Source organism: Vibrio sp. 99-8-1 (genome assembly GCF_013114595.1).
Lineage (GTDB): Bacteria > Pseudomonadota > Gammaproteobacteria > Enterobacterales > Vibrionaceae > Vibrio.
Genome location: NZ_VTXE01000024.1, coordinates 26,156 through 38,782, shown reverse-complemented (window position 1 = coordinate 38,782; position 12,627 = coordinate 26,156). Strand labels below are relative to the sequence as shown.

12 protein-coding genes are annotated in these 12,627 nt (G+C 43.9%); 1 reads left to right on the top strand and 11 read right to left on the bottom strand.

The features are described from left to right. Window positions 1-161: 161 nt before the first annotated feature. Window positions 162-776: a TetR/AcrR family transcriptional regulator gene (locus F0227_RS14170; protein WP_171753874.1), complete on the top strand. Its 615-nt coding sequence runs from the start codon at window positions 162-164 to the stop codon at window positions 774-776. Window positions 777-837: 61 nt separating this feature from the next. On the opposite strand, the gene F0227_RS14165 is transcribed toward F0227_RS14170, so the two are convergent. The 11 genes from F0227_RS14165 to F0227_RS14115 form a co-directional block, all read right to left on the bottom strand. Continuing rightward, the gene (locus F0227_RS14165; protein WP_171753873.1) at window positions 838-1,482 is read right to left on the bottom strand and encodes a MarC family protein; all 645 of its coding nucleotides are present in this window, start codon (window positions 1,480-1,482) and stop codon (window positions 838-840) included. A gap of 67 nt (window positions 1,483-1,549) precedes the next feature. Then, window positions 1,550-2,080, bottom strand: coding sequence for a DUF308 domain-containing protein (locus F0227_RS14160; RefSeq protein ID WP_171753872.1), 531 nt, complete (start codon window positions 2,078-2,080; stop codon window positions 1,550-1,552). 14 nt (window positions 2,081-2,094) lie between these two features. After that, window positions 2,095-3,864 (bottom strand): BatD family protein, encoded by a 1,770-nt coding sequence (locus tag F0227_RS14155; RefSeq protein ID WP_171753871.1) that lies wholly within the window; start codon window positions 3,862-3,864, stop codon window positions 2,095-2,097. 7 nt (window positions 3,865-3,871) lie between these two features. Continuing rightward, window positions 3,872-5,887, bottom strand: coding sequence for a VWA domain-containing protein (locus tag F0227_RS14150; RefSeq protein ID WP_171753870.1), 2,016 nt, complete (start codon window positions 5,885-5,887; stop codon window positions 3,872-3,874). Window positions 5,888-5,897: 10 nt separating this feature from the next. After that, complete coding sequence (locus F0227_RS14145) at window positions 5,898-6,917, bottom strand: VWA domain-containing protein (RefSeq protein ID WP_171753869.1); 1,020 nt, start codon at window positions 6,915-6,917, stop codon at window positions 5,898-5,900. Continuing rightward, window positions 6,914-7,426, bottom strand: coding sequence for a DUF4381 domain-containing protein (locus F0227_RS14140; protein WP_171753868.1), 513 nt, complete (start codon window positions 7,424-7,426; stop codon window positions 6,914-6,916). The genes F0227_RS14145 and F0227_RS14140 overlap by 4 nt, the downstream gene beginning before the upstream one ends. Then, a complete protein-coding gene (locus F0227_RS14135) occupies window positions 7,423-8,355 on the bottom strand; it encodes a DUF58 domain-containing protein (protein WP_171753867.1) in 933 nt (310 codons plus the stop codon). The genes F0227_RS14140 and F0227_RS14135 overlap by 4 nt, the downstream gene beginning before the upstream one ends. 13 nt (window positions 8,356-8,368) lie before the next feature. Then, window positions 8,369-9,355, bottom strand: a complete 987-nt coding sequence (locus tag F0227_RS14130; protein WP_171753914.1) for a MoxR family ATPase — start codon at window positions 9,353-9,355, stop codon at window positions 8,369-8,371. A 94-nt stretch (window positions 9,356-9,449) separates the two neighbouring features. Then, on the bottom strand, window positions 9,450-10,082 hold the full coding sequence (locus F0227_RS14125; RefSeq protein WP_171753866.1) for a YfdX family protein: 633 nt from the start codon (window positions 10,080-10,082) through the stop codon (window positions 9,450-9,452). Between the two features lie 223 nt (window positions 10,083-10,305). Beyond that, on the bottom strand, window positions 10,306-11,694 hold the full coding sequence (locus F0227_RS22100; RefSeq protein ID WP_171753865.1) for a HAMP domain-containing sensor histidine kinase: 1,389 nt from the start codon (window positions 11,692-11,694) through the stop codon (window positions 10,306-10,308). Further along, window positions 11,681-12,358, bottom strand: a complete 678-nt coding sequence (locus tag F0227_RS14115) for a response regulator transcription factor (protein ID WP_171753864.1) — start codon at window positions 12,356-12,358, stop codon at window positions 11,681-11,683. The genes F0227_RS22100 and F0227_RS14115 overlap by 14 nt, the downstream gene beginning before the upstream one ends. Window positions 12,359-12,627 lie beyond the last annotated feature (269 nt).

Sequence of the window (12,627 nt, the reverse complement as noted above, 5' to 3'; positions counted from 1 at the left end):
AACATCAATGTTAACAATGAGCAGGGTTAAAGCTGGGTTAAGGGCGATAACCCTTATTCCTTCTCAATTAATTTTTACCTATACACGGCATAATCTACTGATTTGAATAGAGAGTTAAAAACGTTTACCATCCTTAGCGATCACTTAAAGGCCATCTAATAATGAATCGGACAATAAAAGCAGCCAAGTCGGACAGACAAGGAACAAAACATAAATCTGAAAAAGAGAGACGAGTTCAGATATTACAAGCTGCAATGACCTGTTTTGCAACAAAAGGGTACCACAGTACCACCATGAAAGAGCTGGTTGAAAAATCTCAGCTTTCTAAAGGTGCCATATATCACTACTTTGACAGCAAAGAGTCCATCCTTGTTGGACTGATAGAACATTGGGATATTGAGATAGGTCAGGAGTTAGAAACCATCGCTCAACAGCATGATTCTATTAACGGCTTAAAGGCGTTCTGTTTATCGAATTTAGAGTTCTTCATGGAATATAAGCGATTGAGCTATGCATTTTATGAGTTAAAAGATAACCCGTATATTGCGAATTTAATCAAAAAAAGCATGTATACCTCTATTCAACAAACCAAAACGTTACTAACTAACACTGGCTATAGTGAAGAAAGGGCAAACTTAACCACCGAGCAAGCTGCACTGGCCGTTTTATCTCTGTTTGAAGGTCTCTATAACATGTTCATTATCGATGAAAGCTTAGATCGACAGACAGAGTTTGAAAAACTTTGGCCAGTAGTAGAGAAAATAATCTCAGGTTAATCGACCTACCAGCCAAAGTAATCCGTCTTAACCAAGGTTAATCGAACATCTGTTCAACTCTTCATCCACCCAAGGCTTTCTGAGCATCATAAACACCTTGAATAAACATCTGCATTCCTATCACGGTTAATATCAGTCCCATTAAACGAGTAACAATGCCGATTCCTCCTTTACCAATTCGCTCTACAATTTTTGGACCAAATAGAAAACAGAGATAAGTGATCAAACACAATACCGCAAATGACCCAATTGTCGCGACAATGTGCAGTGTATTTCCCGAAGCGGAATAGTTCATCGCAGTGGCTATGGTGCCGGGGCCTGCAAGAATAGGCAGTGCTAATGGCGATATTGCGACATCAGACTGTTCCACCTCTTTCTCAACGTCACTTTTGTCTGGCTGATGAGAGTGCATTTTTGAAGGCTTCCCCTGCAACATATGGTAGCCAACAAGAAAAACGAGAATTCCGCCAGATAAACGCAAAGCAGGAAGAGTAATACCGAACAGCTCAAAAATCCCTCTGCCAAGCAAACTAAAACCTACTATCATCAAAAATGCCGTCGCTAGAGCCTTAAATGCGGTATTTCGTCGTTGAATATCCGTTTGCTTTGCTGTTAACCCAACGAAAACCGCGGTATTTGCAATAGGATTCATAATGGCAAAAAAGCCCATAAATACCGTTACAATAAGAGTTGTTATATCGTGCATAGATTACTTCTTTAAATTGAGATGAGTGTCATTGCAGTCAACCATTTTGGTTAAGTGCGCTAAAACATTAACCATGAGCACACTCGCCTGACACTTTTTTTGCTGCCCATGCAAATACAATAAGTGAAATACCATTTGAAATAAGTTCAATGGCAAATAGCACGCCCAACAACAGCTCTGCCGATCTCGGAAAATCTAATAAGAAAATAAGTGACAACGACAAAGAAATTAAACCTGAAACAAATACAGGTATAAAAGAAGAGCTACCGCGACGTTTAAATGCCATGGCTATTTGAGTAACCCCCGATCCAAATAGCAACAGAATGACGAAACTGGCTAAAGAGAGAACACTTTCCAATGGCATACGAATAAAGAAGTAGCCAAGTATTAAGGTGAAAATCGCCAGTAATATGGTCCATATCCCATGCTCATTTCTGTACTTAAACCCTCCGACTAAGTTGAACACTCCAGACACAATAAAGGTCCAGCCCAATAGCTGTTCCAGTGTTAACGACGTTTGCGCCGGATTATATAAAGCCAGTAAACCACCCAATAGGGATATTACCCCTGCTAACAGTATCAATTTTCGAGATTTCATATTTTACTCCTATGTTATAAATTCGTTGGATATAGCGGTGGAAGCACTGTGTCACCCTTTGATTGCAGATGGTCATCTGCCAATTGAACCAGCATTCGCATTAGCGTGGTTTTGTCCCACTTATTGGCATCTGGTTTTGAGGAAAATAAAACAGACTCAAGTTCACGCAGTTGCTGCTCAAAACCAGAACGATCTGCAACGGAGCGACAAGTAATAAGCCACTGACTAAAAGCGCTATAAACCGCTTGTGGATTTTCGCTGTCTACGACTCTGATGAGATGTTGTAGCTGCTGATGTTCTGACCGGTCAGGATTGCCCGTGATTGTTCTCTTCGGCCTATTATCTTTGACTCGGTTGGTGAACGCGTCTTTTGCTGAACGCTCATTACTGCGGGTCCGCCATAAACGCCATAGCAACCAGCCACTAATGGTCAGCAGAAAAAGTAAAACCGGCACAAACTTCATATACCAAGTCGCGCGGTTATCTTGCCCTGCACGATTTGTTGATGTTATGTGCGCACTCTTCTCTTTTGAGCCACTGGCTTGCTGAGGCTGTTTTGAGATATTGCTGCCTGCTACGTGGATGACTTCTGAGGCTAATAGTGCTGTTTCATTTTTGCCCGTGCTGGTATTGAACCACTCCAGTTGAATCTCTGGCAGAGCGATATCCCCAGCGGTTAAAGGAACCACTGACATCAGTAGAGTTTTCTGCGCCACACTCCCTTGGGTCGTCTGTATAAGGGAGGTAGAACTGTCGTCCAGATAGATTTTCACGTCAGCATTTCCATCCAACTTGAGCATGGGGATTTGCTCTGGTCGGGCGCCAAGTGCTTGAACGCGAATTCGGCGTACCACTGCCTTTTCTTTTTCGAATGTTAATTTTTTATCTACCCATTCGGACGTCAGTTCTACCTTTTTTGCTGGAAGAAACCAGTCACCCTTATTTCCGGATGATGAAACCTTCCCTTGTATGGTTAGTTTTAAAGCGTCGGAGCGCACTCTAAATGGTGTACCTGAGCTTATAAACGGATTCATTCCTAACTGCTCAAATAGAGAATCATTAAAAGCAAATTGAGAGAGGGATCGAGTTTTTTGTTCCGCGTCAGATACTTTTCCTTCCAGTACAAAAGGGGGCAATTGTACGGCTCCACTTTTATCGAACTGCAACATAAAGTTCCGTTCGATCAATGTAAGATTCTGCCCATTACGCGAGGTTTGCGAAACACGGTCTTCCCCTACTTGTCGTAACTTAAACCCATCACCTTGAGGCACTTTTAGCCCTGCTTGTTGCAAAGGATGCTTGGTTTCAATCGTTACCAGCAAAGGAACTTCCTGAAACAGATAATACGGTCCCTTCTCTAATTGAACGCTCACATTCACACCCGTCGTTCCAATCGCTTTCGGGGTTTGGTTAATATCTGTAACCGTTATCTGCAACTCATTACTTTTTAATCCGCCTGCGCGTAACTCAGGGATGGCCAATACCCCTTTTTTGTTAGGCCGAAGTGTAATGGCCCAACTTGTGCTGTCATTCCTGACACCATTAATTATGCTGGTTCTCGTTGAACGAGAGGTTCCCTCAATGTCAAAGTCACTTCGTAATGGTGTTAAGTCTGGAGCAGAAATAGCGTTTCCTTCTGCTACCAACGTCAGTTGAAAACTGTCATTTTCAGCGACTTGCGAGCGATCAATTCTCGCCTGCAAGCTTTTGGCATATGAGCCGTATGAAACCAGCACGGTTAACAGCAAAATAAGTGCTTTGGCAAAGGTTCGATAATGTCTCATAGTTCCCCTATTCACTCTTTACCGCACGTAAGCGTGCGTAATGTTGACGAATACGCGCTCGAAGTAAGCCAGATGGATCATCAGGGACTTTACGTAGCTCTTGCTCAATGGCTTGATCGATTTTCTCAGGTTGAGCAGGGCTAGGCGCACTCATTGGATTTGAAGGCGGTTTCGTTCCGTTACCTTTTAGTGCCTCAGACACTAGGTCTGACAGTAGATTGTTATCTGGCGGTGACGGTTCATTGTTGCGCTCATCTTTTTGATTTTTAGAGACACTGTGCTGAGGCGGTTGCTGGTGAGATTGCGACTCATCCGCTAGATTTGCCGAAGACGGCTTTTTACTTTGCGGTTGTGCATCCGAAGAGGCTTCATCTTTAGGCTCTCCTGACTCCGATGAACCACGCTTCTGTTGCTTCTCATTCTGACCTGATTCTGGTTTCTTTTGTGAGTTCTGTTGCTGTGATGGCTGTTGTTCAGCGTTATCTGCCTGTTGCTTATCTTTTTCTGCTTGATTGCTAGATGATTGATCCTGTTTGTCTTTCTGCTGACGTTCTTTTTGTTGACTATCTTTTTGTTGTTGCTTTTGTTGTTGCTGCTTTTCCTGCTGTTGAATCAAGTCTTGAACCAAGTCTCGATTAAAACGGGCGTCTTCATTTTGTGGCTCTTGCTGCAGCAAGTGGTTATATGCCTCCAAAGCAGCCTGCAGATCCCCAGCTCGAGCCAACGAATTTGCCAAGTTGTACTCTTGGCCTAAATTGTTATATTCACTTACCGCTTTAGCGTACTCAGCAGACTTGTACAACGAGGCTGCTTTCCACGCAGGGTCTTCAAATTGATCCGCAGCCTGTTGATACAGTTTTAAATTAAAGTTCTCTTGAGCGGCCTGATTTTTGCTCTTCCACAAACCCGATGAAACTGCGGTGCTCGTTTGTAATTGTGACAAGTCGTCGGCAGCCATAGCGCGATTTGGTAGAAATAACATACTCTGGCTGGTTATAAGCACTAGGAATAACCACCCCCTACGGAAAGCAAATGCGCAGAAAATGGTCGGTAAAACCAATAACCAATAGCCCATATCTACCCAGCTATCACTTTGAAATTGTTCAGCTTTAGATGAAGCGCTAAACGGGTTATTGCGACTACTAGGGAGAAGCTGTTTAAGATCCGAGTTGTCAGCGGTAAGCATGGCAAAACGTCCTCCCCCTGCTTTGGCTAATGAGCCAAGACGATCTGGATTAACCTGACTTATACTGGCATTGCCTTCTCTATCGACGATGGTTTGCCCGGATGCCGTTTGTACCTTTGCTCCCTGCTTCGTTCCCACAGCCAGTACAGAAATTGTATAGCCAGCATCTTTAGCCGCGTTTGCGGCTTCAATGGTCGCCGATGGTAACTGACCAATACTGTCTGTTAATATCAGAACGGTTCCTCTTGTCGCATTAGCACGACTTAATAACCCAGTCGCTTCATTGATAGCGAGATCCAAACGGTTTCCCAGCACAGGCATAAGCGAAGTCGATAACTCAGGGATCATTTGCTCAATCACTTTTGGGTCCGAAGTTAACGGTGCAGCAATAAAAGGCGTGTCTGAATAAATCACCAAACCATGTTCATCTCCTGTCGTTTGTTGCAGCATATCTTTTAATTTATGACTGGCACGACGAAGACGGCTTGGAGCAATGTCATCACTATTCATTGATTGAGCTAAGCTCAAAACAGCAACTATCGGTTCTCCACCTTGCCATGCTGGTTTCTGAGTTGACTCCCAACTTGGCCCTGCTATTGCTAGTATCAAAAGGATCAAAGTGAGAAGAACAATCACTGGTGTCCAACGACTTACTTTGCTCTCTTTCCCTTGAACAGAAAGATATTTCAGTAAGTGCGCATCCACATATTTTGTCCAATTGTCCTGTTTTGCAGCGACCTCCCCCTTAGCCAATATAAGGAAGCAAAGAACGGCTGGAATCAACGCCCATAACCATTCAGGACGCAACAAATGAACCTTGTCTAATAGGCTTTCCATTATCACTCCTCTATAAGTTATGCGCTGTCTGTCTGCGGTATCGAGCAATGTTGACGCTTCGATAGACGATCAGGAAAAACATTAAAATAAGCGCCATAGAAGCAGGCCAATAAAACAGTGCCACTTGCGGTCGGACAGGTATTAAATCGCCACTCACAGGTTCAAGCCTGTCGATCTGGTTATAGATAGTGGCTAAGCCTTGTATGTCCTTAGCGCGGAAATAGTGGCCTCCGGTAATAGCGGCGACCTCCTGAAGCGTCTCTTCATCTAGATCCTGTGCAGGATTTAAAGTTTGCATCCCAAAAGGCGTGTTTATCTGTGTGGCTTCTCCACCAATGCCGATGGTGTAGATCCGAATTCCCAATGAATGTGCAATCTCTGCGGCTTTTAACGGCTCCAGAGTTCCTTCGTTATTGGCTCCATCCGTCATCAATACCAAAACACGTCCCTCTTTAGGTCTGTCCTTTAAACGCTTAATGGATACAGCGATAGCATCACCAATCGCTGTGCGCTGGCCTGTAAGCCCTACTTGAGCTTGATGTAAGAGATGAGCGACGACACTGCGGTCAAACGTTAATGGCGCCTGCAAATAAGCGCGATCAGAGAACAAAACTAGACCTAATCGGTCCCCCTCTCGACGTAATATAAAATCATTGGCGGCTTGCTTTATGACATCTAAGCGTGTAACAACCTGACCCGCAATCGAGAAATCTTTCTCATCCATTGAGCCAGATAAGTCTATTGCCACCATGATATCTCGCCCTTTAGCAGGCAATGGTATTTCAGGGCCGACCACAGCGGGTCGAGCTAGAGCGGTAACAAGCAATAACCAAATAATAGTGACAATCAAAACCACAAATGGCGATGTGAGCCGAGCGGGGCGCCCCACTCCTTCGCCTCGAATTAGGCTATTGAAAAATGGTACCTTCAACGCTCCGGCAGGACTAGATGGAGCAGGCTTTAACCATCGACGTAACAGTAACGGCAGGGGTAACAGAAAAAATGCCAGTGGCCATAGAAAGGTCATCATGCATGGCCCCTTATCCACTTTTCAGCGGCATCAACGAGCGTCTTTGTGTCAGGTGAACAACCGTCGCGATGAGATAACGATTTATCACTTAAGCCCATACGATAGGGTGCTTGGCTGATGTATCGCGCAATATCTTCATCCATTCCGTTGTCACCTTCACTTAAGATGCGACACCACGCCTCATCAGTTTCGGCAGCATTTTCATAGCCTCTTAATCGAATCACCACGCGATGCAGTAGCACCGATATCTCTGTTGCCAGCGTTAGTTTTAACAATTCGGTTTCACCATAGCGAATTGCCAGCTCATTCAGCCTAACCAATGCGACAAACTTAAGTGAACGCCGCTTATAGAACAGGTAGATAATACCTAGCATGGCAAAGCAGAGCACAACGCCAAGAAGAGCCCACCAACCAAGCGCCAAAGGCCACCAAGAAATTGGATCGGGAAGATGTATGTCGCGCAGCTTATCCAGTTGAGCATAGAGCTCGGGAGAGAGTTGTTGACTCATATCGCTCTCCTACTATTTTTTCGGTACTTGGTGGCAAAAAGAACGTTAGGGTCATCAATGGTCGACATGCGTTGCAGCACCATCCTATACTGGTGACATAAGCCTTCTAGCTTAGATAATCGCTGGCTAAACAATAGACGGTACTCTTGCTCCGAGTGTCGGCTAAGTGCAGAGAGTGATAAAACAGATTGACCATCGGATAGGCGTCCACCACTTAAGGGTAATCTCGCATCAAACGGGTCTTCAATGTGGATCAGAGTCACTTGATTACGAGCGCTGATTTTTTTTAGCTCTCCCTCGCATTTGTCATCTAGATCACTGAAATCACTGATGATAAAGACGAGTCCACCTGATCGAGCATGATGACGTAGTCGTCGTATCGACATCGCGAGAGAGCTCTCTTGATTAACCTCTTGTGCCAATCGCGTGTTCTGAGAAATATTGTCTAACAGACGCAACAGTGAGCGACGAGTACGAGAGGCTCTAAAGTCACTACAGCCTTGTTTATGGCAGATTAGTCCACCGACCCGATCACCACCGTCGTGAGCAATCCATGCCACCTTTGCCGCAATCTCTGCAGCCAAATGCGACTTGAAGCGATTTCGGCTTCCAAAATGCATCATGCTTCTTAAATCTAACAATATGTGAACTGGCCTTTCTCGTTCTTCTTGATATAACTTGGTGTGCGTCTGACCTGTCCGCGCTGTTACTCGCCAATCAATATTCTTAACATCATCTCCAGCTTGATAAACACGAGACTCAGCAAACTCCATTCCTAATCCAATAAAATGCGAACGGTTACTACCCCACTGATGCGTATTCACTTTTCCTGAAGGGGCAAAACCTGATGCATGCTTTTCAGGACGAACTCGAAATAGTTCTGTTTGACTGATTTCAATTCCATTCACCGTAGCTAAGGATTTCGTCATAACGATTTCTCCTTTAGCTTGCAGGTACTCGGTTTAACAGTGCGCTAATAAATTCATCAGCACTATAACCGTCAGCTTCGGCTTCGTAGCTTAGGATAATGCGATGACGAAGAACATCATGGGCGATAGACTGAACATCAAATGGTGTGACAAACTCTGAACCCCGCATCCAAGCATGAACCCGTGCACAGCGATCAAGAGCAATAGTACTTCGGGGGCTCGCACCGTAGCTCACCAACCCGTTGAGATCATCGCCGTACAAAGATGGATTTCGTGTTGCTTGTATTAATTGGATGATATAGCTGATCAGCGCTTCAGAGCAGTGTGTCTGTAACGCCGTCTGTCTTGCCGAGAGAATGGATTTCGCTGTAATCATTTGTTGCGGAAGTCTCTTGATACCCTGCGCTTCTCCATGAACAATTCGCAGTATCTCTCTCTCAGCTTCTGCATTCGGGTAATCAATATTGACGTGTAATAGAAATCGGTCGAGTTGAGCTTCGGGCAATGGGTAAGTCCCTTCTTGTTCAATCGGGTTTTGAGTCGCTAACACCATAAACAGCTCGGGCAGTGCATGAGTTTTTCCAGCGACCGTTATCTGCCTTTCAGCCATAGCTTCTAACAATGCCGCTTGTACTTTGGCGGGCGCACGATTGATTTCATCTGCCAAGATTAAGTTATGAAACAGCGGTCCACGCTGGAAGGTAAAACTTGCCAGTTCTGAACAATAAATCTCCGTCCCGGTCAAATCACTTGGAAGTAAATCCGGCGTAAACTGAACCCTTCTAGCGTCACAATCAATCACCTGAGCTAACGCGTTAACAGCCTTCGTTTTAGCAAGCCCTGGGGCACCTTCTAACAAAATATGGCCATCAGCAAATAGTGCCAACAATATACGGTCTACAAACGTCTCCTGACCAATAATCTGGTTGTTCATATAATGACGCAAATAGTCGACCAAGTTATCTTCTGTTAGTTGCCGCTCTTGCACAGATTCGTTCATTGCTAGGTTGAGGTTCTGATGATTCATAACATAGATTCCCGTTGAAGAAGTTTAACTTAGGGAGCAGCCTGCCTCTGCTCCCTATAAATAGGCGTTACTTAATATCTTTCAGTGCGTAACCCTGTTTTGGAACGTCTTCAACATTCAGATCTTCAATCGCTATTGAAACTTCAATTGCCTTTAGATTCATATTTGCTTCGTAGAATTGGCCGGCTTTAATATTCTTTGTTGCGTTTTCCAGATTTGAAATCGTTTTTAGAACTGGAAGGAGAACATAGTGAATATCAAGATCGACTCCCGATTCCTTCATCAAGACAACCGCTTCATCTACTTGTCCTTGCTGCGCCATTGCACCGGCTTTGTTGATAACAAGCTCTAACTCTTGAGTGGGTTTAAAACCTTCAGCTAAGGTAATTGAGCGATCCAAAGGAATCACATAATCACCGGCGGCATCCACTTTAAGCGCGTAACCAAGAATAGCTTGATCCAGTACTTCTCTTGATTTTTTCACCAGCTCAAGTGCCGCATCTGTTTGGCCATCAAACAGTGCAAAACGTGCATTACGAACATCAGAAATGACCGCTTTAGCATGACCAGAAATATTGATTGTTTTCGCGACAACGATTTCTTTTCCAGAATCAGTAGCAGCATAAGCAGTGGTGACTAGGGGAGCACCAGCCATTAGCGTGGCAAGTGTTAACATGGCGATCTTAGATGGTTTTAACATAGTTATCTCCTGAGAGGTTATTGCATACTTTGGTTAAAACAGAAGATAACGGATGAACATTAAGTCAGCTTCAAGCTAACTTTAAATATATTTAATACCGATAAAGTTCATTGCTTTATCAAGTTTCATCTCGTCTGACTAGGTATTAAGTCTCATGATTTTCAGCTAGAGCTGAGACGCGATTCAAAAAGATAAATGCCCGCACAATGGCGGGCATTCAGTTTTATTGATCGGGTTGGAGGGGAAAATGAATAATAACCCGCAAACCGGGGTGACAATTCTCTAATGAAAGAGATGCTTTATGGTAACGAGCAATGGCGGCGATTAACGTCAGCCCCAACCCGTTACCAGATTCTGTTCTGGCTTTATCGACTCGATAAAATGGCTTGAGTATGTTGTCAATACTCTGTTCCGACACCCCTGGGCCATCATCCTGAACAATCATGTCCAGCCCAGTGTCATCTAACACTGTCGTTATCATCACCTTTGTTCCATCAGGACAATGTGCTTGTATATTTTTCAACAGATTAACCAATAGCTGCTCTAACATACCAGCATCGCCATACACCTTTTGCGGTTTTACACCATCGTCAGGCTTTGTCACAATGATCTGATTATCTATTTCACCATATACAGGTTCATAGAGTTCGGTGATTTTATCGATGACTGACCAGATATCGACCCATTGAAAATGAGAACGGTCAAGATGGGCATTGATTCGGGAGATACGTAATATAGTATCAAAGGTGGTATTGATGGCTTCAACATCGTTGATCGCTTTCTTGATAACCGGTGTCGGACACTCTCCTTTTTCACTTTGCTCCTGAGCTTCATACAAGCTGAACAAAGTATGAGCAAGAGGCGTTTTTAGATCATGCGCCACCGCTGATGCCGTGCTCTTAATCCCGGTTATTAGCTCTGACAAGGTATCCAAATTGAGATTAATCTTCTCTCCAAGTTGGTCAAGCTGATCTGGCCGAGCTGTCGGTGAACGCTGAACACGTACATTAGATTCTCCATCGGCAACCTTTTTGAGCACGTTATCCATATGACGAATTTTTCTTGCTGAAGATGCACTAGAAATCGCGCCTAGAATCAGCGTGCTTAGCGAAATAACCAGTGCCGCTATAAGTAACCACACAATCAAACTACGTTGAACCGCGACGATTAACGTGTCAGAGCGGCCAACAATCAGTGTATACCCTTTCAGATGGATGACTTTGCTGTGATATTGGTTCTGTTCCTCATCCAAACTAGGGCTAATCAAAGTAAGCACTGTTTTTTTCCAACCAACAAAATCAGGGGCGATGGAGACATTCCCCGCAATCGCTTTACCTTCGGCATTAAACACACCAACAATATGCTCTTTCGGTATAAAGGTATTTGATAAACCGGCCAAGGCTTCTGTCATACCTTTAGAACCATCCTCTTTTAATATGTCGCCGAGTAATGATATTTCCTCTTCCGCCTGTGTGCGCAACTCATAAATCATGGCTTGAGTAACGGCATTGTAAATAAACACACAAATCAGAGACATAACCAGTAACGTCAAGCTACTGATCTTGAGAGACAACCGAAATGCTGAGCCGGGAATAATATCAACGAGGCGCACGAATCACATATCCCATATTTCTAACTGTATGAATTAACTGATCATCAAATGGTTTATCAATCTTCTGTCTTAGCTTACTCATATGAGTTTCTACCACCGATGTTCCGGGATCAAAATTAAGCTCCCATACACGTTCAAGAATCATCGTTCGACTCACTACTCGTTCTTTATTTTCCATAAGATACTCGAGTAACGTGAACTCCTTATTGAGAAGTTCAATCACCATCCCTTTACGGCTTGCTCGTCTGGTAAGTAGATCCAGTTTCAAGTCGTGAACATGCAGTTCTGTGCTGGCTATTCTGTCTTTTGGCCTTCGGGAAAGTACTGTGATACGGGCTAGCAGTTCAGAAAAGTGAAAAGGCTTCACCATGTAGTCATCGCCGCCGGAAAGTAACCCTTCAACTTTATCATCCACATCCGACAATGCGGTAAGAAACAGCACCGGAAGCTGACTGTTCGATGATCTCAACGCCTTAACTAAAGAAAGTCCATCCATGCCTGGCATCATGCGATCGGCAATCAACAAGTCATACTGATTGTACAAGCAGTGACTGAGCGCCTCTCTGCCATCGGTCACCCAATCAACAACATGACCATGTTCAGTTAGCCCTTTAAGAATATAACTTGCGGTTGTTTCGTCATCTTCTGCAAGTAAAATCTTCATTACTATCCCCAATGTATTTCTGCTGTGGCATACGCTAAGACAATTTTAACAAAGTTACCATTAATTATTTTTAAGCTTATCGCTAATCAACCACTTACCTCTGCTAAATAACCATTAATCTTACAACAACAATGGGATTGTTTTGAGCCAAATTTTGCCTAAATTGGGGTTATTTAACATAGGCTAAAATAGCTTCAAGCATTCCCGCAAGGTATATCAAAGCCGATCGTTATAACCAATAGCAAGTATAATGATTATTAATAGATAAA